Annotated in this window: 21 protein-coding genes and 2 pseudogenes; 19 read left to right on the top strand and 4 right to left on the bottom strand. The window is 53.1% G+C overall.

Annotated elements, in window-relative coordinates; translation table 11 throughout:
- Positions 1 to 5: 5 nt before the first annotated feature.
- Positions 6 to 752 (top strand): annotated as a pseudogene (locus J0B03_RS12395) (phosphohexomutase domain-containing protein); the annotation flags it as partial.
- Positions 753 to 958: 206 nt separating this feature from the next.
- A complete protein-coding gene (locus J0B03_RS12400) occupies positions 959 to 1,477 on the top strand; it encodes a phosphohexomutase domain-containing protein (RefSeq protein WP_309485096.1) in 519 nt (172 codons plus the stop codon).
- A gap of 39 nt (positions 1,478 to 1,516) precedes the next feature.
- Here the strand turns inward: J0B03_RS12400 and J0B03_RS07770 are convergent, their stop codons facing one another.
- Positions 1,517 to 1,747 carry a PspC domain-containing protein gene (locus tag J0B03_RS07770; protein ID WP_207299066.1) on the bottom strand — a complete coding sequence of 77 codons (231 nt, stop codon included), beginning with the start codon at positions 1,745 to 1,747 and terminating at the stop codon, positions 1,517 to 1,519.
- A 163-nt stretch (positions 1,748 to 1,910) separates the two neighbouring features.
- Between J0B03_RS07770 and J0B03_RS07775 the strand changes: the two genes are divergently transcribed.
- The 3 genes from J0B03_RS07775 to J0B03_RS07785 are packed head-to-tail and all read left to right on the top strand — an operon-like array spanning position 1,911 to position 4,399.
- Positions 1,911 to 2,579: a cobalamin B12-binding domain-containing protein gene (locus J0B03_RS07775; RefSeq protein WP_207299067.1), complete on the top strand. Its 669-nt coding sequence runs from the start codon at positions 1,911 to 1,913 to the stop codon at positions 2,577 to 2,579.
- Positions 2,566 to 3,720 (top strand): ABC transporter permease, encoded by a 1,155-nt coding sequence (locus J0B03_RS07780; protein ID WP_207299068.1) that lies wholly within the window; start codon positions 2,566 to 2,568, stop codon positions 3,718 to 3,720. The genes J0B03_RS07775 and J0B03_RS07780 overlap by 14 nt, the downstream gene beginning before the upstream one ends.
- Entirely contained in the window at positions 3,713 to 4,399 is a 687-nt protein-coding gene (locus J0B03_RS07785; RefSeq protein WP_207299069.1) for an ABC transporter ATP-binding protein, read from the top strand. The genes J0B03_RS07780 and J0B03_RS07785 overlap by 8 nt, the downstream gene beginning before the upstream one ends.
- A gap of 2 nt (positions 4,400 to 4,401) precedes the next feature.
- On the opposite strand, the gene deoD is transcribed toward J0B03_RS07785, so the two are convergent.
- Complete coding sequence (gene deoD / locus J0B03_RS07790; RefSeq protein WP_246798100.1) at positions 4,402 to 5,100, bottom strand: purine-nucleoside phosphorylase; 699 nt, start codon at positions 5,098 to 5,100, stop codon at positions 4,402 to 4,404.
- A 180-nt stretch (positions 5,101 to 5,280) separates the two neighbouring features.
- On the opposite strand from deoD, the gene J0B03_RS07795 reads away from it, so the two are divergent.
- The 10 genes and pseudogenes from J0B03_RS07795 to J0B03_RS07840 all read left to right on the top strand — a co-directional run bounded on the left by J0B03_RS07795 (position 5,281) and on the right by J0B03_RS07840 (position 16,907).
- Positions 5,281 to 6,204: an AEC family transporter gene (locus tag J0B03_RS07795; protein WP_207299071.1), complete on the top strand. Its 924-nt coding sequence runs from the start codon at positions 5,281 to 5,283 to the stop codon at positions 6,202 to 6,204.
- 93 nt (positions 6,205 to 6,297) lie between these two features.
- Positions 6,298 to 6,926, top strand: a pseudogene (locus tag J0B03_RS07800) (5'-methylthioadenosine/adenosylhomocysteine nucleosidase).
- Between the two features lie 20 nt (positions 6,927 to 6,946).
- Positions 6,947 to 8,113, top strand: a complete 1,167-nt coding sequence (gene alr / locus J0B03_RS07805; RefSeq protein WP_207299072.1) for an alanine racemase — start codon at positions 6,947 to 6,949, stop codon at positions 8,111 to 8,113.
- 4 nt (positions 8,114 to 8,117) lie between these two features.
- On the top strand, positions 8,118 to 8,984 hold the full coding sequence (locus J0B03_RS07810; RefSeq protein ID WP_207299073.1) for a YitT family protein: 867 nt from the start codon (positions 8,118 to 8,120) through the stop codon (positions 8,982 to 8,984).
- A gap of 89 nt (positions 8,985 to 9,073) precedes the next feature.
- Entirely contained in the window at positions 9,074 to 10,684 is a 1,611-nt protein-coding gene (gene pyrG, locus J0B03_RS07815; protein WP_207299074.1) for a CTP synthase, read from the top strand.
- A 428-nt stretch (positions 10,685 to 11,112) separates the two neighbouring features.
- A complete protein-coding gene (gene rho / locus J0B03_RS07820; protein ID WP_246798103.1) occupies positions 11,113 to 12,705 on the top strand; it encodes a transcription termination factor Rho in 1,593 nt (530 codons plus the stop codon).
- Between the two features lie 265 nt (positions 12,706 to 12,970).
- Complete coding sequence (gene aroF, locus J0B03_RS07825; RefSeq protein WP_207299075.1) at positions 12,971 to 13,987, top strand: 3-deoxy-7-phosphoheptulonate synthase; 1,017 nt, start codon at positions 12,971 to 12,973, stop codon at positions 13,985 to 13,987.
- Positions 13,988 to 14,845: a prephenate dehydrogenase gene (locus J0B03_RS07830; protein WP_207299076.1), complete on the top strand. Its 858-nt coding sequence runs from the start codon at positions 13,988 to 13,990 to the stop codon at positions 14,843 to 14,845.
- Between the two features lie 23 nt (positions 14,846 to 14,868).
- Positions 14,869 to 15,645, top strand: coding sequence for a TatD family hydrolase (locus tag J0B03_RS07835; protein WP_246798104.1), 777 nt, complete (start codon positions 14,869 to 14,871; stop codon positions 15,643 to 15,645).
- A gap of 224 nt (positions 15,646 to 15,869) precedes the next feature.
- Complete coding sequence (locus tag J0B03_RS07840; RefSeq protein WP_207299077.1) at positions 15,870 to 16,907, top strand: resuscitation-promoting factor; 1,038 nt, start codon at positions 15,870 to 15,872, stop codon at positions 16,905 to 16,907.
- Between the two features lie 25 nt (positions 16,908 to 16,932).
- Here J0B03_RS07840 and J0B03_RS07845 read toward each other — a convergent pair whose 3' ends face one another.
- Together J0B03_RS07845 and J0B03_RS07850 are read right to left on the bottom strand one after the other, a co-directional pair.
- Positions 16,933 to 17,913, bottom strand: a complete 981-nt coding sequence (locus tag J0B03_RS07845) for an ATP-binding protein (RefSeq protein ID WP_207299078.1) — start codon at positions 17,911 to 17,913, stop codon at positions 16,933 to 16,935.
- Entirely contained in the window at positions 17,910 to 18,875 is a 966-nt protein-coding gene (locus J0B03_RS07850; RefSeq protein ID WP_207299079.1) for a DnaD domain protein, read from the bottom strand. The genes J0B03_RS07845 and J0B03_RS07850 overlap by 4 nt, the downstream gene beginning before the upstream one ends.
- A 144-nt stretch (positions 18,876 to 19,019) precedes the next feature.
- On the opposite strand from J0B03_RS07850, the gene J0B03_RS07855 reads away from it, so the two are divergent.
- The 4 genes from J0B03_RS07855 (at position 19,020) to J0B03_RS07870 (ending at position 23,789) form a co-directional block, all read left to right on the top strand.
- Positions 19,020 to 20,402, top strand: coding sequence for a M23 family metallopeptidase (locus tag J0B03_RS07855; RefSeq protein WP_207299080.1), 1,383 nt, complete (start codon positions 19,020 to 19,022; stop codon positions 20,400 to 20,402).
- An 86-nt stretch (positions 20,403 to 20,488) separates the two neighbouring features.
- Positions 20,489 to 21,745 (top strand): UDP-N-acetylglucosamine 1-carboxyvinyltransferase, encoded by a 1,257-nt coding sequence (gene murA, locus J0B03_RS07860; protein WP_207299081.1) that lies wholly within the window; start codon positions 20,489 to 20,491, stop codon positions 21,743 to 21,745.
- 66 nt (positions 21,746 to 21,811) lie between these two features.
- Positions 21,812 to 22,594 (top strand): MBL fold metallo-hydrolase, encoded by a 783-nt coding sequence (locus J0B03_RS07865; RefSeq protein ID WP_207299082.1) that lies wholly within the window; start codon positions 21,812 to 21,814, stop codon positions 22,592 to 22,594.
- Positions 22,595 to 22,619: 25 nt separating this feature from the next.
- Positions 22,620 to 23,789 (top strand): S1C family serine protease, encoded by a 1,170-nt coding sequence (locus J0B03_RS07870; RefSeq protein WP_246798105.1) that lies wholly within the window; start codon positions 22,620 to 22,622, stop codon positions 23,787 to 23,789.
- The last annotated feature ends 94 nt before the right edge of the window (positions 23,790 to 23,883 follow it).

The raw sequence follows: 23,883 nt of genomic DNA on the forward strand, positions 1-23,883 counted from the left end.
ATGACATGGATCTATCCAAACTGCAAAACGGTTCCGACGTACGAGGTGTGGCGTTGGACGGAATTCCGGGAGAATCGGTGAATTTGACGCCGGAGATCGCAAAGAGAATAAGCGGGGCTTTTTATACCTGGCTGCAGCATAAAACGGGCAAGGAAACGCTGGTCATCGCGGTGGGGAGAGACTCCCGCTTGTCGGGACCGGACTTGATGGAAGGGGTCCTGGAAGGGATCGTAAAGATGGGTGGCACTGCCTGCGACTGCCAAATGGCTTCCACACCGGCCATGTTCATGGTGACACAGGATCCGGAAGTGGACGGAGACGGCGGTATCATGATCACCGCCAGTCATCTGCCTTTCAACCGAAACGGCATGAAGTTTTTCACCAAGGAAGGCGGGGCGGACAAAAAGGACATCAAGGAGATTTTGACCCTGGCGGAGACCCTGGATGTTGCCTCGAAAAAACAGGGAGAACGGCGGGCCCTGGATTTCATCAGCACCTATGCCCAAGGACTGGTGGAGACCATCCGAAAAGAAACCGGCTTGGAAAAGCCTTTTGACGGGACCCGGATCGTGGTGGATGCAGGCAATGGTGCCGGAGGGTTCTTTACCGGGAAGGTCTTGGAACCGCTTGGAGCGGACACCACCGGCAGCGTATTTCTGGAGCCGGACGGACGCTTCCCCAACCACGAGCCCAATCCGGAAAACCCCAAAGCCATGGAAGCCATCGTCAAAGCGGTACAGGACAGCGGTGCGGATCTGGGGATCATTTTCGATACGGATGTGGACCGGGCGGCCCTGGTGGACGGGACCGGACGGTCCGTCAACCGAAACGCCCTGGTGGCCCTCATGGCGGCCATCGTCCTGGAAGACCATCCCGGGACCACGGTGGTCACCGACTCCATCACCTCCCGAGGACTGACGACCTTCATCGAAGGACTGGGGGCAAACACCACCGGTTCATGCGGGGTTACAAAAACGTCATCAACGAGTCCATCCGTCTCAATAAAGAAGGAGTGGACAGCCAGCTGGCCATGGAAACCAGCGGCCACTGCGCCTTTAAGGAAAATTACTTCCTGGACGACGGGGCCTATCTGATCACCAAGGCCTTGATCAAGTTTGCTAAACTGCAAAAAGAGGGCAAGATCTTGGGAGACCTGTTGAAGGATTTGAAGGAACCTCTGGATGAGCTGGAATTCCGGGTGAAGATCACAGAGGCGGATTTCAAAACCTATGGCACCGGTGTGTTGGAGGACTTTGCCCGACATGTGCCCACAGTGGAAGGCTGGTCCCTGGTAACACCCAATTACGAAGGGGTCCGGGTGGACTGCACTCCTCAGGAAGGATGGGTCCTCATTCGCATGTCCCTTCACGACCCGGTCATGGCCATCAATGCAGAGTCGGATCTGGATGGAGGCTGTTCAGCCATCGAAGAGAAGATGAAAGCATTTTTGTCCAAGTACGAGGGATTGACATTTTAGACAAGAAAAAAAGGCCGAAAGGCCTTTTTTGTGTGTTCCTTATTCTTCTTTATCCAGAGGATTTACTTTGTAGTCCGTGAAGTTTATGGTGCTTTTGTCCGGCAGGATCAGCGCCATGATGATGTAGAGGAACAAGCCGGTGCCCCACCAGAATACGGAAACCGCCCAAACGATCCGAACGATGGAGGGGTCGATGTCGAAATATTCCGCCACGCCCTGGCATACGCCGGAGATCTTTCCTTCTGCCTTGTTTTTGTATAGTTTTTTCATATCCTATCCACTCCTTCTAACATTGGTATCATTGTCTCACTATAGTATTAAGTACCCATTATCGGGAAATTAGAAACAGATTAGAATTTTGGATGAGATCATGAGTAATTTTATCTTTCGAGGGGTAGAATAGAACTAGTTTAATTTTAGAGGAGGGTTGGATTTGGACACATACTATGCTACCTTTCGCCGGCTTCTGGAAGAAGAGCGGAAGGATGAGGCCATTGCCTATTCCCTGGAGCTGATCCGGGATAAGAAAGTGACCATTGTGGACTTTTACGAACAGATCCTGGCCAAAACCATGAATTCCATCGAGTGCCACAACGACGAGAAGAGTTTATGCATTTGGAAGGAACACGTCCGAAGCGCCATTTGCCGGACCATCATTGAATCCCTCTATCCAATGGTATTGGAAGAGCGGAACCGCAACTACGACCAGGCCCCGTCTCAAAAGGTGGCAGTGATCTGCCCCGACGGGGAGTACCACGACATGGGAGCCCGCATCGTCTCCGATTATTTCACCCTGCTCAATTGGGAAGTGATCTTTGTGGGAAACAGCACCCCCAAGGAAGAATTCGTCAGCGTATCCCGGCATCTGGAGCTGGAGGCCCTGGCCATCAGCGTCACCAATCCCTACAACCTGGTGGCGGCAAAACGGACCATCGACCTCCTTCGGGAAAAAAGCGATCGGGATCTGAAGATCTATTTAGGCGGCTATGGATTTACCAAAGTGGCCGACTGGAAAAAGGATTTTCACGCCGACGGTCTTGTACGGAGTTTTCAAGAACTGAAAGAAATGCTGGAAGGAGGGATGGAGGATGTTTCCCTTTAAAATCGCGTCCCGCTTTCTTCGCTACAGCCTGGGGCAGACCATCTTGATCATCGTGGGCATCGCCATTGGCGTTTCCGTCCAGGTATTCATCGGACTCTTGATCCAGGGTCTGCAAAAGGACCTGGTGGACACCACCATCGGCAATTCCTCTCAGATCACCATCAGCCCCGTTCGGGGAGAGGATGCCATCCAGGATTGGGAGACCATCTATTCCGACATCGACGCCGACCAGCCGGATGTGAATGCCCTCAGCGCCTCTGCCGACGGTCCGGCATTTTTGATCGGGGAAGACCAGGGGGATTCCGTATTGATCCGCGGTTGGGAATTTGACAGGGCGGAAGGCATCTACGGTGTGGAGGAAAAGATCACGAAAGGCAGTCTTCCGTCGGAAGGAGAAGTTCTCATGGGTGTGACCCTCCAGGAAGAACTGGGATTGTCCCTGGGAGACGAGATCGACCTGGTCACTCCGGAAGGAACCACAGAGACCTTCGTCCTGTCCGGTTTTTTTGACTTCAAGGTATCCAACATCAACCGTTCCTGGCTGTTGACGGATCTGAAAACGGCCCAGGACCTCTTCGGTCTGGACGGGGCCGTCACTTCCATGGAAATGCAGGTGGAGGATGTGTTTGCAGCGGACCTGGTGGCAGAAAGCATTGGAGAAGGGCTGGATCCTTCCCTGGTGGAGATCACCAACTGGAAGGAACAAAACGAGGAGCTCCTCAGCGGACTCAACGGCCAGAGCATCTCCAGCATCATGATCCAGGTCTTCGTCATGGTCTCCGTCATCCTGGGGATCAGCAGCGTCCTGGCCATTTCCGTACTCCAGAAATCCAAGGAGATCGGCATCCTCAAGGCCATGGGCATCAAGGACGGGTCCGCCAGCGCCATCTTCCTGCTTCAGGGGTTGATCCTGGGTATCTTTGGCGCCATTCTGGGCGTGGCATTGGGTCTGGGCCTGTCTGTGGCCTTTACCAAGTTTGCGGTGAACACGGACGGAAGCCCCATCATTGCTTTGTACTTGAACTATGAATTTATTGCACTTTCCGGCGGGATCGCCGTGGTGGCCTGTTTGCTGGCATCCCTGATCCCTGCAAGAAAATCGTTGAAATTAAACCCCATCGAGGTGATCCGCAATGGCTGATATGGTACGACTGGAAAAAATAAACAAGATCTACGGCGAAAAAATAAAGACCCAGGTCCTCTACGACATTGATCTGTCCTTTGAGGAAGGATCCTTCAACAGCATCATCGGTGCTTCCGGAAGCGGAAAGTCCACCCTGCTCAACATCATCGGCACGCTGGACCAGCCCACCAGCGGCCGGGTCTTTATCAACAGCAAGGAGACCAGCGCCATGAACAAGGGAGAGCTGGCCATCCTTCGCAACGAGACCCTGGGCTTCATCTTCCAATTTCATCATCTGCTTCCCGAATTCACGGCATTTGAGAATGTCCTCATGCCCTACCGCATCAAGGGAAAGCCCGTTACCAACGAGATCCAGGACCTGGCGGAGGAGCTGATGGACCTGGTGGGACTGAGCAAGGTGAAAAACAACCCTGCTCCCAACATGTCCGGCGGCCAGCAGCAGCGGACCGCCATCGCCCGGGCCCTTATGAACCGGCCCAAGGTCATTCTGGCGGACGAGCCTACGGGAAATCTGGATACGGATTCCACGGAAAACATCTATTCCATCCTTCGGGATGTGAACGAGCGCTTCCAAACCACCTTCATTATCATCACCCACGACCGGAAGATCGCCGAGAAGGCAGACCGGATCGTGGAAGTGAAGGACGGCCGCATCGAAATGGACATCCGCCCCTAGGCTTATGCCAAAGAGAGGGCCAGCTCCATCATGTCGGTGAAGGTCTTCTCCCGTTCTTCGGCAGTGGTCAAGGCGCCGGTGACCAGGGAGTCGCTGACCGTCAAAATGGCCAGGGCCCGCTTTTTCAACCGGGCGGCGTTCATGTACAAGGCCGCTGCCTCCATTTCCACCGCCAGGACGTTCATCATGGCCCATTTCATCCAGGAATTGGGGTCGTTGTCGCAAAAGATGTCGCTGGACAAGATATTGCCTGCCTTTACCGGCAGGTTTTTTTCTTGGGCATTTTCCATGGCCTTCATGAAAAGTTGGGGATCGGCAATGGCGCTGTAGGTCCCCGGCAGGCCATACTGGGAGGCAAAGTTGGAGTTGGTGGAGGCTCCCATGGCGATGATCACGTCCCGGACCCGGACATCTTCCTGAAAAGACCCGCAGGATCCGATGCGGACGATGGATTCCACGTCGTATTCCGTGTACAACTCATAGGAGTAGATCCCCATGGAGGGCATGCCCATGCCGGAGCCCATGACGGTGACGTCCTTGCCGTCGAAGGTGCCGGTAAAACCCAGCATCCCCCGGATGGAGGTGACTTCCTTGGGGTCTTTCAGATAGGTTTCTGCAATGAATTTTGCCCGCAGGGGGTCTCCCGGCATGAAGACCATGGGGGCGATCTGGCCCTTTTCGGCGCCGATGTGTACGGTCATGACAATTCCTCCTTCGCATTTCTTTTGTTTGATTATATCAATTTTCCCCATGAAAGGAAACTTCCCCGGTTTCCGGCATGCTTTTTTGCAAGGGAGGCCGGCAGCGTCTTTATTTTTCAACCAATAAATGAGATAATGACATAGTTATAGGTACAACATAGAAAACATGCGAGGTAGCTTATGGACTTTTATAATATTTTTATATCCATTTTCACTCTTTTTGTCGTTGGCCTTGCCGGATTTTTCGGGAGACGACGGAATATCATAACAAAAGAAATGGCGGACAACATCCCCAAATTCATCACCCACATCACTTTGCCGGCCCTGTTTGTTGTGGCAATGCAATTGCCTTTTACATGGAACCGGATCAGCAACCTGGGTTATTTGGCGATTACGGCTGTGGTGGCTTATGCCATCCAGTTTCTCATGGCTTTTTTGATTCCGTTTCTTTTGAAGGAACGGCATTCAAGGGACAAGGGCGTTTACCAGTTCATGATGATCTTTTCCAATGCGGCGTTTATGGGGTTTCCCGTGCTACTGTCGGTCTTCGGACAGGAAGCCATCTTTTACGGGGCCATTTTCAATATCCCTTTTAATGCCCTGGTATTCACTTTGGGTGTTTATTTGATGGAGAAGGGAAAGACGACATTCAATGCACGTAAGTTTCTATCCCCGCCCCTGATCGCCACCTTCCTGGGTTTCCTGCTATTTTTACTGTCCGTGGAAGTACCGGGCTGGCTGAGCAAACCTTTGACCATGGTGGGAGAGATGACAACGCCCTTGTCCATGATCTTCATCGGAGCTTCCTTATCGGCAGTCAATTTGCCAAAAATATTTGTTAACAAAAAGCTTTATGTGGTGACCTTGTTTCGGTTGCTGGTGATCCCCCTTGGTCTGTTCATGATCCTGCGTCCATTCATTGACGACACCATGATCCTGGGCATCCCGGTGATCATCATGGCCATGCCAGTAGCTGCCTTGTGTGCGATCCTGGCAAAAGCCTACGACAGCAATGTGGAGTTGGCTGCAGAGGGAATATTCATGAGCACATCCTTATCCATGGTTACCATTCCCTTTGTGGTTTGGATCATGTCGATCATGTAAAAGACAAGTTCAAGAGATATGATGGGAGGAATGAAAATGAAAGTAGGAATCATCGGAGCCATGGAATCGGAGATCGCCATGCTCCAGGATAAAATGGAGATTCAAAACACCAAGGAGATCGCCACCCTGACCTTTTATGAAGGGGTCCTTCGAAACAAGCCGGTGGTCCTGGTCCGATCCGGCATCGGAAAGGTCAATGCGGCCATCTGCGCCCAGATCCTCATCGACCGCTTCGGAGTGGAAGCCATCATCAACAGCGGCGTGGCGGGAGCCCTTCATCCGGACCTGGAAGTGGGGGACATCGTCCTGGCCACAGAAGTGATGCAGCACGACATCGACGCCTCCATCTTTGGAGACCCCAGAGGGACCATACCCGGCTTGAAGGAGAGCGTATTTCCCACGGACCCCCGTTTGCTGGCCGCCTGCTGCAGCACCCGGCAGGGTTACCGGATCCTTCAGGGAAGGATCATTACGGGAGATCAGGCCGTGGGAGACAGCGAAACCAAGGAATTTTTGTACCACCACTTCCATGGATACTGTGTGGAAATGGAAGGGGGGCCATTGCCCAGACCTGCTACATGAACGACATCCCCTTCATGGTCATTCGGGCCATCTCCGACAAGGCCAATGAGGAAGTGGAAGTGGATTACGGTGCCTTCATGGAAGCATCCGCCGTCAAGTCCGCCTCCATCGTGGAAGAGATGCTGGATGCACTGAAGTAATGGATAAGGGAGGAAGCAGCATGGATTGTCGACCCACCTATCATGAAATCGATCTGGACCGGCTGGTGGAGAATTTCCATCGGATAAAAGACCATGTGGGAGAGGGCGTTTTGGTCATGCCTACCGTCAAGGCGGATGCTTACGGCCACGGGGCCATTCCCTGTGCCCGGGCCCTGGTGGAGGCGGGAGCGATACGTCTGGCCGTGGCCATGGTGGACGAAGCCGTGGCCCTGCGACAGGCCGGCATCCAGGTGCCCATACTGGTGTTGGGATCCACTGCAGACCATGAGATCCCCAAATTGTTGGAATACGGGATCACCCCTACGGTGTATCAGACCTCTTTTGCTCAAAAACTTCAGGAGGCGGCAAGGGAATCCGTTGCCGTCCATGTGAAGGTGGATACGGGAATGAACCGGATCGGATTCGGCTACCGGGAAGAGGCAGACCGGATCCTGGAAGTGACGGCCATGGAAAAGATCCAGGTGGAAGGGGTCTTCTCCCACTTTGCCACCTCCGATGAAGAAGACAAGACCTTCGCACGACTCCAACTGGAGCGGTTTCAAAACCTGTTGAAGGTTTTGGAAGAGGGGGGATTAAAAAATGTGATCCGCCACATGGCCAACAGCGGGGCCATTTTGGACTTGCCGGAGAGCCATATGGACCTGGTCCGGCCCGGGATCCTTCTTTACGGCATGTATCCGTCGGAGCAGGTGGACCGAAGCCGGGTGAAGGTACGGCCGGTAAAGCGGTTCGTCACCCACATCTCCCACATCAAGACCGTAGAGGCAGGGGAGTCCGTCAGCTATGGCCGGACTTTTACGGCGACCGCCCCTACCAAAGTGGCCACCCTGCCCGTAGGATACGCAGACGGATACAGCCGTCTCTTGAGCAACAAAGCCCAGGTAATGATCCGGGGCCAGCGTCATCCCGTCATCGGGACCATCTGCATGGATCAGGCCATGGTGGATGTGACCGGGGCAGACCAGGTGGAGGTTGGATCGGAAGTGACCCTCTACGGCGACGATCCCTCCATGGAAGAAGTGGCCCGCATCATGGGGACCATCTCCTACGAAGTGACCTGCATGAACGCCAAGCGGGTCCCCAAAGTCTATCTTCAGGATGGGATCCCCACCTGCCTGGTGGAAGACCTGTTGGGACCGGATGGAAATACCCTAGCAAAGGAATGATGAGATGAGAGAACGAATCAAACCCCTGTCGGGAGAAATAAAAAGTTACGTGGGGATCACCATCGGTACCATGATCATGGCCTTTGGCTTCAATTCCTTCAGCATACCCAACAAGATCGCCCCGGGAGGTTTCAGCGGTCTGGCCACGGTCTTGTACCATCTGTCCGGCTATCCGGTGGGCTTGGTGACACTGATCATCACCATTCCTCTGTTTTTTGTCGCCTTCAAGTTGTTGGGAGGCCGTTTTGGGGTAAAGACTTTTTATGGAACGGTCCTTTTCTCCCTGAACGTGGATCTGATCATGCGGACACCCACCATCACCAACGACATCTTTCTGGCTTCCGTCTTTGGGGGTGTCATCCTGGGCGCAGGGGTGGGCGTGGTCTTCAAGTTCGGGGGTACTACCGGAGGAACGGACCTGCTGGCCAGCATCATGCACAAGTATTTTCGAGGCGTTTCCATCGGCACCTGGCTCATGATCATCGACAGCATGGTGGTGGTCTTTGCCGGACTGGTATTTCGAAACATGGAGATCACCCTCTATTCGACCCTGACCCTCTATCTTTCCATGAAGGTCATCGACCTGATCCAGGAAGGGATCAGTTACGCCAAGGCCTTTTACATCATCTCCCCCAAGGCCCAGCAGATCGCCGATGCCATCCTGACGGACATGGACCGGGGCGTTACCCTGTTAAATGGAAAAGGGGCCTATACCGGAGACGATCGATCCGTGGTCTTTTGCGTGGTCCATCGTTCCCAGATCTTTCAGATGAAGGATATCGTCCGGGACGTAGATCCTGGGGCCTTTGTCATCCTGGGGGATGTCTATGAGGTGTTGGGAGAAGGATTTAAGAGATTTGAGGCATCTTAAGTATTTACACAAATAAAAATATAGAGTAGAATAGAACCTTGGAATATTTTTTGTTGGTTGGCATGTTGTGGTGAACGGAGGAGTGAAAAATGAGTACAAAGTATGTTTTTGTGACCGGCGGAGTGGTGTCTTCTTTGGGTAAGGGGATCACGGCGGCATCCCTGGGACGGCTGCTAAAAGAGCGGGGTCTGGGGGTATCCATCCAGAAATTCGACCCCTATATCAATTATGACCCTGGGACCATGAGCCCTTATCAGCACGGGGAGGTGTTCGTCACCGATGACGGAGCGGAAACGGACCTGGATCTGGGCCATTATGAGCGGTTCATCGACACCAGTCTGTCCCAGGACAGCAACGTGACCACAGGCAGGATCTACTGGTCCGTCATCTCCAAGGAGCGGCGGGGCGATTATCTGGGCGGGACGGTCCAGGTCATTCCCCACATCACCAACGAGATCAAGGAGAGCATCCTTCGGGTGGGGCAGAACACCGCATCCGACGTGGTGATCACGGAGATCGGCGGCACCGTAGGGGACATCGAAAGTCTTCCCTTTCTGGAGGCCATCCGCCAGCTGAAAAACGAGCTGGGTCACGGAAATGTCCTTTTCATCCACGTCACCCTCCTTCCTTACCTGAAAATGGCGGGAGAACTGAAGACCAAGCCCACCCAGCACTCCGTCAAGGAACTGCGTGGCCTGGGGATCCAACCCGATGTGATCATCCTCCGGTCGGAAAAAGAAGTGAATGCATCCATCAAGGACAAGATCAGCCTTTTTTGCAACGTGGAATCCAAGGCGGTCATCCAGAACATGGATGCTTCCGAGCTCTATGAAGTGCCCCTGCTCCTGGAAAAGGAAGGATTGGCGGATTTCGTCTGCGAGAAGCTGAACATTTCCTGCCAAAAACCGGACCTGACGGATTGGACCGCAATGGTGGAGCGGTCGAAAAACCTGAAGGAATCGGTCCGCATCGCCCTGGTGGGTAAATACGTGGAGCTTCACGACGCCTACCTGTCCGTGGTGGAAGCCCTCAAGCACGGCGGCATCGCCAACGATCGGAAAGTGGAGATCCAGTGGATCCATTCGGAAGATGTAACGGAAGACAATGCGGCAGGATTCTTTGAAGGAGTGGACGGGATCATCATCCCCGGCGGTTTCGGAGAGCGGGGTATCGAAGGGAAGATCGCTTCCGCCAAGTATGCCCGAACGAAAAAGGTCCCATATCTGGGACTTTGTCTGGGTCTACAGATCGCCGTCATCGAGTTTGCCCGCAATGTGGCAGGCCTCAAAGGGGCCAACAGTTCGGAGATCGACGCCAACACCCCCTATCCGGTCATCGACATTATGGAGGACCAGAAGGACCTGGACAACAAGGGAGGCACCATGCGGCTGGGACAGTATCCCTGCCTTTTGAAGGAAGGGACCAAGGCCTTCCAAGCCTATGGAAGATCGGAGATCCTGGAGCGACACCGCCACCGCTACGAAGTAAGCAACAAGTTTCGGGGAAACCTGGAGGAAAAGGGATTGATCATCAGCGGGACCTCTCCCGACCAAGTCCTGGTGGAAATGGTGGAAGTGGAGGACCATCCCTGGTATGTGGCCACCCAGGCCCATCCGGAATTCAAATCCAGACCCAATGATCCCCATCCCCTGTTCCGGGATTTCATCAAAGCGGCCATAAAAACAAAAGAAATATATTGAAAATAGTAAAAAAACTGCCGGATGCAAGATACGGCAGTTTTTTATGTTGATAAATATATTTATCAACAAGAGTTATCCACAAACTCGTGTTGACATGTGGATAATGTGTATAACTTGCCAACAGGGGGGTCCAAGACCAAAATGTCGTATAGAACAGATTTTCGGGCACAATTGTTATACACATGAAAGAAATAAAGCTTGTACACAGCTTGTGGATAACAAATTTCCGGATCCCAAGAATCGTGTTGACAGCGTTTTCACCCTTGATGTACTATTATAGAAGAAACACATCCAAACGAATCGTCCAATCCAAACATCCTTTCGTTTTGATCCCGGCATCACCCCGTCAACAAACCACCCAATCAAGCACGAAATCCAACCAACACCCAATACCAAAAAACAACAAAAACCACCTAGGAGGTGTCTGTTTGAGTACAGATGAATACAAGGCCCTTACCGTACAAGAGTTGCGGACCAAGGCAAAAGAAGCAGGACACAAGAACGTGACCAGACTGAAAAAAGACGAATTGATCCAACTGCTGAGCCAGGAAGAAAAGAAGGGAAGCTCCGTGGAGGAAGGCAATGGCGGACGCTACGCCCGACTCAAAGACCCAGTGGATGCTGCCGTGGACATGAAGGGGACCCTTCAGATCCTGCCGGAAGGTTTCGGTTTTTTGAAGAATGCCCAAATGAAATCTCCCGAGGAGTACGTTTACGTCTCCGCTTCCCAGATCCAAAAGTTCAAGCTCCAGTCGGGAGACGAGATCCAGGGAAAAGTCCGGGCGCCCCGTGACGGAGAAAAATACTATGCCATGCTCTTTGTGGAAGAGGTCAACGGGAAAAGCACCAAGGAGATCATGAAGGAAGAAGAAAACCTCATGAGCAACCCGGACAAGAAGGACATGAGCCGTTATGGGAAATCCCAGACGGGGATCCTGGAAGTCATGAGCGACGGGTTTGGATTTTTGCGGACCAACAACTACCTGTCCGGAGAAAACGACATCTACGTATCCCCCTCCCAGATCCGCCGCTTTAAACTGCGTACGGGAGACAAGATCACCGGAAAGATCCGGACCCCCAACGAAGGGGAAAAATTCGACGCTCTTTTATATGTAGAAACGGTCAACGGAGACATTCCGGAGAAAGTGGTCAACCGGCCCGTTTTCGAACGGCTCACCCCCATTTTTCCCAATGAACGGTTGAAGCTGGAAACGGGAAGAAACCCCGTATCCACCCGGATCATGGATCTCTTTGCCCCGGTGGGCAAGGGACAGCGGGGCATGATCGCCGCCGCTCCCAAGGCTGGGAAAACCATCCTCCTTAAAGAGATCGCCAATGCCGTGGAAAAAAACAACCCGGAAGTGGAACTGATCATGCTCCTGATCGACGAGCGACCGGAGGAAGTAACAGACATCCAGCGAAGCGTCCATGCAGACGTGGTCTATTCCACCTTCGACCAGTTGCCCTCCAACCACATCAAGGTGGCGGAGATCGTGCTGGAGCGGGGGAAACGGCTGGTGGAGCAGGGCAAGGACGTGGTGATCCTCATGGACAGCATCACCCGTTTCGCCAGGGCCAACAACCTGGTGGTGCCTCCTTCCGGAAGGACCCTCTCCGGTGGACTGGACCCGGAAGCATTGTATCTTCCCAAGAAATTCTTTGGGGCCGCCCGAAACATCGAAGAAGGGGGAAGCCTTACCATTCTGGCCACCGCCCTCATCGATACAGGCAGCCGGATGGACGACATGGTCTTTGAAGAATTCAAGGGAACGGGAAACATGGAACTGCACCTGGACCGGAGCCTGACGGAGAAGCGGATCTTTCCCGCCATGGACATCTACAAGTCGGGGACCCGCCGGGAAGACCAGCTTCTCACGGAGGAAGAGATGCGCTTTGTCATCGAAGTGCGGCGGGCCTTTTCCAACCATTCTTCTGCGGACATCGCGGAGCGGCTCATCGATGCCATGGGCAAAACGGACAGCAATCGGGAGTTTATTCGCAGCTTTATCAAGAAACGTTGACTTTTGCGCTGGGGATGCGTATAATGAGATAAATTATCGAAGAGGTGAGACCATGCCGGCAACTGCAGGAAGCTTCAGCAAAGTTTACTTTTACGGCGTCAACTATGGCTATTATTATAGCGATGGTGGTTTTGACGTACAAGTAAATAGGAGTAAACAGGCATGGAGTAGCCGAATCTGACAAATTATTACAGCACTTTTCAAGTGGAAGACGAAGAGACTCGATGAGGGTCTCTTTTTTTATTAAACAAAAGGAGGGAACAACATGATCATCGTCGTAAAATCAACGGCACCGAGACAAGAAGTGGAAAAACTGAAAGATATGCTGCAAAAGAGAGGAATGGAGATCAACTATTCCGAAGGGGTGGACCATATCGTCATGGGTCTGATCGGGGACACCCGTTCCATCGATGTGGACAGCCTGGCTTCCATCGAGATCGTGGAAAAGGTCCTTCGGGTCCAGGAGCCCTACAAGAAAGCCAATCGAAGCTTTCATCCGGAAGACAGCCGTTTTGACATCGGCGGCGGTCTCATCGGCGGCGGCGCCTTTGCCGTCATGGCCGGGCCCTGTTCCGTGGAGAGCGAAGAACAGGTGCTGGAAGTGGCAAAACGGGTGAAAAAGTCCGGAGCCACCTTCCTTCGGGGAGGGGCCTTCAAGCCCAGGACATCCCCCTACAGTTTTCAAGGCATGGGCCTGGACGGACTGGAACTTTTGCTGCTGGCCAAGGCGGAAACGGGACTTCCCATCGTCTCCGAGATCATGTCCACGGAGTACCTGGACGAATTTGTGGAGAAAGTGGACATCATCCAGGTAGGGGCCCGCAACATGCAAAACTTCGCCATGCTGACGGAGTTGGGAAAATGCAACAAGCCCATTCTGCTCAAGCGGGGCATGTGCGCCACCATCGAAGAGTGGCTCATGTCGGCGGAATACATCATGAAGGAAGGCAACGAGGAAGTGATCCTTTGCGAGCGAGGGATCCGGACCTTTGAGACCTTTACGAGAAACACCCTGGATCTAAGCGCCATTCCCGCCATCAAGAAAAAGAGCCATCTGCCCATCGTGGTGGATCCCTCCCATTCCACCGGCATGTGGTGGATGGTGGAATCCATGGCAAAAGCCGCTGTGGCGGCCGGTGCCGACGGCCTGATGATCGAAGTCCACAATGCGCCGGAAGCGGCCCTGTGCGACGGGGCCCAATCCCTGAAACCGGACAAGTTCGACCAGCTCATGGATACCCTGGAAAAATACACCCAGCTGGAAGGGAAGGTGCTTCGATAGATGGAAGCGGACTTTACCAACAAGCGGGTCCTTATCGTGGGCTTGGGTCTCATGGGCAGCGCCTTTGCGGCAGGCTGCAAGAAGTTGGGGTTTGAACGGGTATGGGCCCTGGACCGGGATCAAAAGGTCCTGGATCTGGCCAGGAAGGAAGGACTCATTGATGAAGGAGTCAACAGACCGGAAGACCTGGCGGGGGAAGCGGACCTGGTGGTGGTATGTCTCTACCTCCACGATGCCCTGGCCTTTCTGAAAGACAGCATGCCCCTTTTTAAAGAAGGAGCCATCCTAACGGACATCGTCGGTGTCAAGGAGAAAATGGTGGAAGAGATCCGACCCATTTTGCGTCCGGATGTGGACTACATCCCCGGCCACCCCATGGCGGGCCGGGAGAAAAGCGGGGCCCTGTTCACCTCCAGCGACATCTTCCGGGGGAAAAACTACATACTGACCCCCATGCCGGAAAACCGGAAAGAAAACATGGACTTTCTCATCCAATGGATCGAAGCCCTGGGTTTTGGCAGGATCCTGGAGACGGATCCGGCCATCCATGACGGAAAGATCGCTTTTACCAGCCAGCTTTGTCATGTCATCGCCGCATCCATGGTGGACATGACGGAGGATGCGGAAGTGACCCATTTTGAAGGCGGAAGTTTTCAGGACATGACTAGGATCGCCATGATCAATTCCGCCATGTGGGCGGAGCTCTTTGTGGCCAACAAGAAGGAACTTACGGCGGTGCTGGATCGTTTCATCGGCAGCTTGACTTTTTTCAAAAACGCCATCGACAAGGAAGAAGTGGAGACCATCGTGGAGCGTTTTGATATAATAGGAAGAAAACGAGAGGCTATGGGAAAGTAAAGTCTCGGACAGGAGCAGCTATTATGTGGATCGATACCCATGCCCATCTGGACGATGAACGGCTCATCGGCCAGGTGGAAGAGATCATATCGGAATTTATAGAAGCAGGAGGCAAGGGGATCATCAATCCGTCTTACGACAAGGATTCCATGGAGGCCTCTGTGGACCTTGCCAAGCGGTTTGACCTGGTCTACGCCACCGTGGGCATGCATCCCCACGATGCCAAGGATGCAGACGAGTCTTTTTTTGACCGGATGAAGGAACTGTTAGAGGAAGAAAAGGTCATCGGAGTAGGAGAGATCGGCCTGGATTACCACTACGACCATTCTCCCAGGGATGTCCAGCAGGAGATCTTTGAACGGCAAATGGACCTGGCGGCCCAAAAGTCGCTGCCGGTGGCCATCCACTCCAGGGAGGCCCACCAGGACACTTATGACATTCTCAAAAAGTATGAAGGCCGGGTCATAGGCATCATGCACAGCTATTCCGGAAGCTGGGAGATGGCGAAAAATTACCTGGATCTGGGGTACTATTTGTCCTTTTCCGGACCCATCACTTTCAAGAACTCCAGGAAGTTGCCGGAGGTGGCAAAAAACGCTCCCCTGGACCGGATCCTGGTGGAGACGGACAGCCCCTATTTGACGCCGGTGCCCTTTCGGGGAAAGACGAATCGGCCCCTCTACGTTCAATATGTGGCTCAAAAAGTGGCGGAAGTAAGGGACATGCCGGTTTCCTCCCTTATGGAGGCCGTCCGGGAAAATGTAAAGGTTCTTTTTCCCACCATGACCCTCTTGGATTAGACTGGAAAGCAAGCTCTCTTCTTCGGAAGGGAGCTTTTGTATTTTGGACTCATTACAATCTACTAGCAAAATAAACAAATCAGGTGTATAATGTAGAATGTAAACAAAATGTAACAAAATAGCAACGAATTTGACAAAAGCTTTTTTATGGTATATGATACTTCGTATTTGCTGGAAGGATCAGCAAAATCCCGAAAGTTGGGACGAATATTAGGAGGTAAAAAATGAAAGTGCACACACAAAGATTAAAGGATCTGGGCAAGGCTGCCCGCAATCTTTTGATCCTCGCATTGCTGGTTTCAGCAATGTCCGCGGCATTCGTCATCTACCAGACCACTGAAGAAGTCGTAACCATTGTAGACGAAGAAAACACCATGGAATATAGTTTCAGAGGAAATAAGACGGCAGGGGAGATCCTGTCGGACAATGACCTCTACCTGGAGGAGATGGACGAGTTGTCCATGGCCTTGTCCCAGGAAGTGAACAACGGAGACACCATTGAAATCAAACGGGCGTCGGACTTGACGGTCGTGGTGGATGGCAAGGAATATGCATTTACTACGGCGGAAGACCAGGTGGACCGGATCATCAAACGGCTGGGACTGCGGATCAACGAGCTGGACATTGTCCAACCAGCCCAGGGAGAAGTGATACAAGCCGGTTTTGACGGAGAGATCCGCATCACCCGGGTCACGGAGGAGATGGATGTCAACGAATATCCCATCAAATATGCAAAGGTCACCAGAAGCAATGCCAACATGGACAAAGGGGAAGTAAAAACCATCCAGCGGGGTTCCGACGGATTGCGTTCCGTGTCGGAAAAAGTGGTCTACCATGACGGGGTGGAATACTCCCGAACCATTGTAGAAGAAGTAGTGGAAAGGGAACCCAAGGAAGAGATCAAGGAAGTGGGGACCAACGTATACATCGCCACATCCAGGGGACAGACCCGCTTTCAAACGGCCATGTACGTGACGGCTACCGCTTATTGCAGCTGCACCATCTGTACCGGTTCCGGCAACGGCATCACCGCCAGCGGGACCAGGGCCACGGCAAGCCGGACCATCGCCGCACCATCCAACTTTCGGTTTGGCACGGAGTTCTACATCCCCTATTTCCGGGGAAGTTCCAACCGGGGCATCTTTAAAGTGGAGGACCGGGGCGGAGCCATTCGGGGGAACCGGATCGACATCTACTTCAACTCCCACGAAGAAGCCATTCGCTTTGGACGAAAAACATTGAAGGTATATGTACTGGATTGATAAAAATGGAAAGAGAAAAGGCCGACTATAAAATGTCGGCCTTTTTCATTCGGATGTCTTCTCCGAAGAATTCGTAAAATTGGAAGTTCCCGATGATCCTGGATGCCAGCCGGGCGGAATAGCGCCCCTCCAGCTTGTTCAATGGAAGGTTGGTGGAAATGATCATCTTTTTTTGTTCCTTCAACCGGCGGTTGATCAGGTTGAACAGCTCGTTGTTGGCAAATTCCGTCAGGGTCTCCGTTCCCAGATCGTCGATGATCAGCAGATCGCACTGGTAGAGGAACTGGAAGGGCTGCTGGGCGAGACGGTCGTCGTTCTGCTGAAACTTGCTTTTTCGGATGATGTCCAGAAGATCGGAAGCCGTCTGATAGATCACCAGCTTGCCGGCATCCAGAAGCTCCTTGGCAATGCAGTGGGAAAGGAAAGTCTTTCCCAGACCCGGATCCCCGTAGAAATACAAATTCTTTGTTTCATTGTTGAAATTCGCGGCATACTGGACGCTGGAGAGAAGGATCCGCTCCATCTGCTCCCTGGGGCTGTTGGGATAGGGTCCCTTTTCACGGGAATAGTAGTCCAGGCGAAAGGTGTCGAAGTTTTCCCGATTCAAAATATTTTTCAGATTGGACTGGTCGTAGAATTTTTCGATAAGCACTTTTTGAAAACAGACGCAGCTCTTTCCGTCCACCACTCCTTCATCCTGGCAGATGGGACAATGGGGCTGGTATTCCAGGACGGATTCCTCGTAACCCATGGAAGCCAGCAGGTCGGAGCGGTCCTGACGAAGGGTCTCCATTTCCTGTCGGAAGGCCTCCAGCTTTTTTGGATCGTCGGAAGCCACGGAAGCCATGGCCAGCTGCAGTCCCAGACGGCCAAGGCCGTCGGAGATCTTTTCCAGCTGGGGATGGGACTGGTAGAGTTCTGCCAGCTGCTGCTGGTGATGCTGCTTTCGCTGTTGGATCTTTTCGTTGTATGCTTGCAGTGTTTCATAGTAGATGGCATCTTTCAACGCGGTTCACCCCACATTTTTTCTCGCAATTTTTTCTGGATCAGATCGTAGTCGTATTTGGACGGTTCAGAGTCTTTTGACGGGGACTTGCCGCCGGTTGCAGGCCCTTTCTCATCCAGGGTGTCTTCCGGCCGGGTGAAGCCTTTTTCCTTCCAGGAAGTCAACACGGAATTCAGATAGCGGAAGTTGGGTTTGTGGAGGCCCGTCATTCGTCGGCATCCCTCAAAGATCATTTCCAATGAAAATCCGTATTCGTCCAGCCACTTGTCCATGAATTCGATCTCCGCCTTGGAAGGTTGCCGGTTCATGCCCAGGTAGTTCATGATCTGGTAGTATTGGGTCCACCGTACGTTGTTGGACTCGATGTAGCGCTTGGCGTCTTCGTAGGTGAAGATGCCGTTGTCGTACCAGGTGGTGGCCACCCGGTTCATGTAGTTGATGTCTTTTTTATCTTTTTCCAGGCAGTACTCCACCAGAAGGGTGACGGCCTGGGAGCTGAGCTGGAATTCTTCCATCCAGCTGCCAATGGTCTGGAGTTCCTTGACGCTCAAGGGGCGGGCAAACATGTACTCGATGGCCTTGTGCATCTGCTGGATCTCGTTTTCGTCTGTTTTCTTTTTGGCGGAGGGCATGGAAACGGATCGTCCTTCCAGCATAAGGGAAGCGATGTTGAAGTAGCGAATGCTGGAGTGGCCTCCTTCCCGCTCTTCCACCAGGAGGATCCCTTCTTTTTCCCAGAACTTCCACGCTTTGTCCACATCGCTTTCCAACAGGTTCAGGGATTTGGCGATGACGGTGTTGCTGATGGCGGCTAGATTGCTGGATTGGCAGTACTTCAAGCCCAGCAGATAGACCTTGACGAAGTCGCCGGGAGCCTTGGGCATGTAATGGTTGATAAAAATATTTTCCACCAGGGTGACGGATAAGTCATCGTTGGATTGGATCAGTTCAAATTGGTTCAATATGGGCACCTTCTTTAATGAATTGGTACTATCCATTATAGCATAAATCGAACCTGCAAATAGGGGGAGTGCAATTTTGATTGCAGAAAAGAAAAGGGTGTGGTAGCATCTAATTGTAAACAAATTGTAAACTTGGAGGGCGAAATGGAGAAGAAGGGCAAGATCGCAGGTTGGATCTTTGGATTGTTGTTTGTGGCAGGCATTGCCGCCGTGTATACAAACCATGGATACCAGATCCAGTACAAGGGACAAGACGTAGGATACGTGCAGGACCTGAAGGTGGTATCCCAGGCTTTTGAAGCATTGGATCAGGACTTTCGGGAAGCATACGGGGAAGACATCCTCTTTGAAGACCGGGTGAGCATCCAATACCAGGCCAAAGGAGGACGACCGGTATTGGATGAAGAAAGCCTGAAAGCGTCCCTGCTGCAAAAGGGAGCCCAAGCCCAAAGAAGCGCCGTTACTATATATATCAACGAAAAACCCATGGCAGTAGTGGATTCTGCCAAAACCGCCCAGGACATTTTGGACCAAGTGGTCCAGGCCGGGATCGTACTGACCGGAAAAGACCGGTTGCTGGAAGCGGAGATCCTGGACGACCTTCGTCTGGAGGAAGGCCTGGTGGACGCCTCCGCACTGGAAGGTCCGGACCAGGTCATGGACAGGTTCAAAACCGGTCTGGCCGTGGCGGAAACCTATGAAATAAAGCCCAAGGACACCCTGTGGGACATAGCCGTCAACCGGGGGATGACCACGGACCAGTTGGTCAAAGCCAATCCGGACATGGACCCGTCGACCCTGAAGCCGGGGGACACCATCGTGATCCAGCAACTGGAGTCCCTCTTTCACATTCGCTATGTGAAGGAGACCACCCGTCAGGAAAGCATTCCCTTTGAAGTGGAATATACGGAGGATGACTCCCTGTATCTGGGTCAGGAAAAAGTGACCCGACCGGGACAGGAAGGGATAATGGAGATCACCCATGCCCTCACTTTCGAAGACGGCAAGCAGATCGACGAGGAATATCTGGGCAGTGCCACGGTGAAGGAACCGGTGGGCCAGATCGTTGCCAGGGGCACCAAGGCCTGGCCGAGCCAGCATGCCACCGGCCGCTTTGTGGTACCTGCCACGGGACGGATCCTGGGCATGTACGGAAGCGATCGGGGGAGTCATTACCACAAGGGTGTGGACATTTGCCAGTGGAGCGGCTCAGCCAGGGGGATCTATGCCGCCGATGCGGGAACGGTGGTGGAAGCCGTACCGTCCGGATACAACGGCGGCCGGGGCGTCTACGTGGTCATCTCCCACGGCAATGGACTGTCTACGGCATATTACCACTTCTCGTCCATTTCCGTGGTGAAGGGACAGACGGTGACCAAGGGCCAGCCCATCGGCATCATGGGAACCACAGGCAACAGCCGGGGCATCCATCTTCACTTTGAAGTGCGGGTCAACGGCAATCCGGTGGATCCCAACAACTACTTTGGATATTTCCGAAACGGACTGGATCTGAAGGCCCTGCGGTAGGGGACGGTATTTTATATTTGATGTTGTCTCCAAATATGATATAATGCAGTGAAGTATGCACATTATATGTTGAAGGGAAGTTACGAATGGATCGTTTGATAATAGAAGGGGGACACCCGCTTCGAGGAGAAGTGGTCATCGCCGGAGCAAAGAATGCAGCATTGGGATTGATTCCTGCCGTGCTGTTGGCGGAAGGCGTTTGTCGATTGGAAAATCTCCCAAACATAAAAGACGTGAACCGTTTTATCAATATTTTGAGTAAAATGGGCGTAAAAGTGGAACGGGAAAACAACCATACGGTGGTTTTCGACTCCACAACGGTAGAACACTATGAAATGCTGGATGACGAGACCCAGAAGATGCGGGCCTCCTACTACCTGATCGGGGCATTGCTGGGCCGTTTCAAAAACGTGGTCATCCCCTTTCCGGGAGGATGCAACATCGGGGTACGGCCCATCGACCAGCACATCAAAGGCTTTGAAGCCCTGGGTGCCAAAGTGGATCTGGAACACGGGATCATACGGGCCCATGCGGAAGAGCTCATCGGCACCAACATCTATCTGGATGTGGTCAGCGTTGGAGCCACCATCAACATCATGCTGGCAGCTGTTCGGGCCAAAGGGGTCACCACCCTGGAAAATGCGGCCAAGGAGCCCCACGTGGTGGATGTGGCCAACTTCTTGAATCTGATGGGCGCCAACATCAAGGGTGCCGGAACCGACGTGATCAAGATCACCGGCGTGGACATCATGGAAGGCTGCGAGTACATGGTCATTCCGGATCAGATCGAAGCAGGGACCTACATGATCGCTGCAGCGGCCACCAAAGGGGACGTCCTCATCAAAAACGTCATTCCCAAGCACTTGGAATCCATCTCCGCCAAACTGGTGGAAATGGGAGCGGAGATCATTGAGTACGACGATTCCCTTCGGGTCATCGGCAAGGAACCACTGAAATCCGTCAATATAAAGACGTTGCCCTATCCCGGGTTTCCCACGGACCTCCAGCAGCCCATGGCGGTGCTCATGTGCATGGCGGAAGGTTCCGGGACCATTACGGAGAGCATTTTTGAAAACCGGTTCAAGTATGTGGATGAACTGATCAAAATGGGTGCGGAGATCCTGGTCAACGGCCGGGTGGCCATGATCAACGGACGAAAGACCCTGTCGGGAACCACCTTGAGCGCCACGGACCTGCGGGCGGGAGCCGCCATGGTCATTGCCGGGCTGGTGGCCGACGGAAAAACGGAAGTCACGGAACTCAAACACATCGACCGCGGTTATGAAGACATGGAAGACAAGCTCCTCCAGCTGGGAGCAAAGATCGTACGGATCAGCGAATGACAAAAGCCCCTGCAACGGGGCTTTTTAAGATGAAATTAAGTTAAAGTTCTTAAGATGGAGGCAAGGATGAAATTTTGCAGTTTATACAGCGGAAGCAGCGGCAACAGCATGTACATCGAAGGAGCCCACGGGAAAGTGTTGGTGGATGCAGGCCTTAGCGGCATCCGGATCACCACGGCCCTGCAGTTGATCGGAGCGGATCCGACAAAGCTGAAGGGGATCCTGGTCACCCACGACCATTCAGACCACATCAAGGGAATTGGGATCCTGTCGAGAAAATTCAACATTCCCCTGTACCTGAATGAGGCCACCTGGATGGCGGTGAAAGACCAAATCGGAAAGGTCCGGGATGAAAACATCTGCCTGGTGGAGAAGGATCGCCCCTTTTCCATCGACGACTTGTGGATCCGCCCATTTTCCCTCCATCACGATGCGGCGGATCCCATGGGCTATTCCATTTCCACCCAAACCCGGAAGATCAGCATCGTTACGGATACGGGGATTTTGGATGAGGCCATGTATGGCGCCATCCGATCCAGCGATCTGGTGGTCATGGAGTCCAATCACGATGTGAACATGCTCATGGCCGGTCCCTATCCCTATTTTCTCAAAAAGCGGGTGGCGGGAAACCAGGGGCACCTGTCCAACGATTCGGCGGCAGACGTCATCATACGCCTGGCGGAAGAGGGATTGACCAAGGTGGTATTGGCCCACTTGAGTCAGGAAAATAATTTTCCCCTGCTGGCTCTGGAAACGACGAAAAACAAACTGAAGGAAAAGGGGCTGGACCAGGTCGTCTCTGTGGAAGTCGCCGCCCGTTACGAACCGGGAACACCCTACGAACTATAGCAAAGCAAAAGTTGAGGTGAAAACAATGGAAGAAGAAAGAAGCAGGGAGATCATCATGGACTCCGATGAGAGGTATCGACCCAGACCGAAGAAGGAACGCCGAGGGTGGAAGTATTTCGCCGCCGGCCTGGCGGGAGCCATTCTGGGAAGCATCATCATGGGGACTGTGGCCTTTTCCTATCTGAAGGACTGGACGGATGATTTCAATACCGTCAACGGGGACGGAAACGTGGTCCAGCAGGTCCTCAATATCAAGGAGAACGCTCCCACCACCGTAGAAGCGGTAGCGGAGCTGGTCACTCCTGCTGTGGTGGGGATCACCACCGTAGAGGTCCAGCAAGGCTTCTGGCAGCAGCCGGTGGAACAAACCGGCGTCGGTTCCGGTGTTATCGTGACCAAGGACGGGTATATCCTGACCAATCAGCACGTGGTGACGGACAATCCCAAAAGCATCACCGTCTCCCTCAAGGACGGACGGATCGTTGAAGGGCAAAAAATCTGGTCCGATGCCGCGTTGGATCTGGCTGTCGTCAAGATCGACGCCACCAACCTTCCCACGGCAAACCTGGGAGATTCGGACAAGATCAATGTTGGAGAACTGGCCGTTGCCATCGGCAATCCTTTGGGACTCACCTTTGAGCGGACCGTTACCTCCGGGATCATCAGTGCCCTGAACCGAAGCATCATGGTGGGACCGAGCAGCATCGCAGAGGATCTGATCCAGACGGATGCGTCCATCAACAGCGGAAACAGCGGTGGACCTCTTCTCAACAAACGGGGAGAAGTCATCGGCATCAACACCTACAAGATCGACACGGGGGAAGGCATGGGATTTGCCATTCCCATCAACATCGCCAAGCCCATCATTGACCAGATCGTCAAGGATGGAAGCTTCCAGCCCATCGTCATGGGGGTCAGTTGTCTGGACCGGGAAATCGTCCGCTTTTACGGAAATTCCGACATCGAGCTGAAGGAAGGCATTTTGATCATGGAGGTCCAAGCCGGCTCTGGAGCCCAGCGGGGGGGATTGCGTACAGACGACATCATTCTGGAGGTGGACGGCGTTCAGGTCAATACCATGCTGAAGCTGCGGGAGATCCTCTACGCCAAATCTCCGGGTCAGATGGTGAAGGTCACCTACCAGCGAAACGGACAGACCCACGAAACGGAAGTGGAACTGAGCCTGGCCGAATAGAGATACGATTTAAAGCCCCATTGGGGCTTTTTTCCATCCCTTGACAAAAAACGGGGAAGTTATTATACTTGAATCAGTAAATGTGACTGATAGG

The sequence above is a fragment of the Alkalibacter rhizosphaerae genome, from assembly GCF_017352215.1.
GTDB lineage: Bacteria > Bacillota > Clostridia > Eubacteriales > Alkalibacteraceae > Alkalibacter > Alkalibacter rhizosphaerae.

What these genes read in the sequence shown, in the direction of transcription:
- J0B03_RS07785 (WP_207299069.1), top strand. Translation starts at nt 3,713, where the DNA reads ATGGCTGATATGGTACGACTGGAAAAAATAAACAAGATCTACGGCGAA.
- alr (WP_207299072.1), top strand. Translation starts at nt 6,947, where the DNA reads ATGGATTGTCGACCCACCTATCATGAAATCGATCTGGACCGGCTGGTG.
- J0B03_RS07770 (WP_207299066.1), bottom strand. Translation starts at nt 1,747, where the DNA reads ATGAAAAAACTATACAAAAACAAGGCAGAAGGAAAGATCTCCGGCGTA.
- J0B03_RS07840 (WP_207299077.1), top strand. Translation starts at nt 15,870, where the DNA reads ATGAAAGTGCACACACAAAGATTAAAGGATCTGGGCAAGGCTGCCCGC.
- J0B03_RS07795 (WP_207299071.1), top strand. Translation starts at nt 5,281, where the DNA reads ATGGACTTTTATAATATTTTTATATCCATTTTCACTCTTTTTGTCGTT.
- aroF (WP_207299075.1), top strand. Translation starts at nt 12,971, where the DNA reads ATGATCATCGTCGTAAAATCAACGGCACCGAGACAAGAAGTGGAAAAA.
- J0B03_RS07865 (WP_207299082.1), top strand. Translation starts at nt 21,812, where the DNA reads ATGAAATTTTGCAGTTTATACAGCGGAAGCAGCGGCAACAGCATGTAC.
- J0B03_RS07830 (WP_207299076.1), top strand. Translation starts at nt 13,988, where the DNA reads ATGGAAGCGGACTTTACCAACAAGCGGGTCCTTATCGTGGGCTTGGGT.
- J0B03_RS07780 (WP_207299068.1), top strand. Translation starts at nt 2,566, where the DNA reads ATGTTTCCCTTTAAAATCGCGTCCCGCTTTCTTCGCTACAGCCTGGGG.
- J0B03_RS07810 (WP_207299073.1), top strand. Translation starts at nt 8,118, where the DNA reads ATGAGAGAACGAATCAAACCCCTGTCGGGAGAAATAAAAAGTTACGTG.
- murA (WP_207299081.1), top strand. Translation starts at nt 20,489, where the DNA reads ATGGATCGTTTGATAATAGAAGGGGGACACCCGCTTCGAGGAGAAGTG.
- J0B03_RS07855 (WP_207299080.1), top strand. Translation starts at nt 19,020, where the DNA reads ATGGAGAAGAAGGGCAAGATCGCAGGTTGGATCTTTGGATTGTTGTTT.
- pyrG (WP_207299074.1), top strand. Translation starts at nt 9,074, where the DNA reads ATGAGTACAAAGTATGTTTTTGTGACCGGCGGAGTGGTGTCTTCTTTG.
- deoD (WP_246798100.1), bottom strand. Translation starts at nt 5,100, where the DNA reads ATGACCGTACACATCGGCGCCGAAAAGGGCCAGATCGCCCCCATGGTC.
- J0B03_RS12400 (WP_309485096.1), top strand. Translation starts at nt 959, where the DNA reads ATGCGGGGTTACAAAAACGTCATCAACGAGTCCATCCGTCTCAATAAA.
- J0B03_RS07835 (WP_246798104.1), top strand. Translation starts at nt 14,869, where the DNA reads ATGTGGATCGATACCCATGCCCATCTGGACGATGAACGGCTCATCGGC.
- J0B03_RS07870 (WP_246798105.1), top strand. Translation starts at nt 22,620, where the DNA reads ATGGAAGAAGAAAGAAGCAGGGAGATCATCATGGACTCCGATGAGAGG.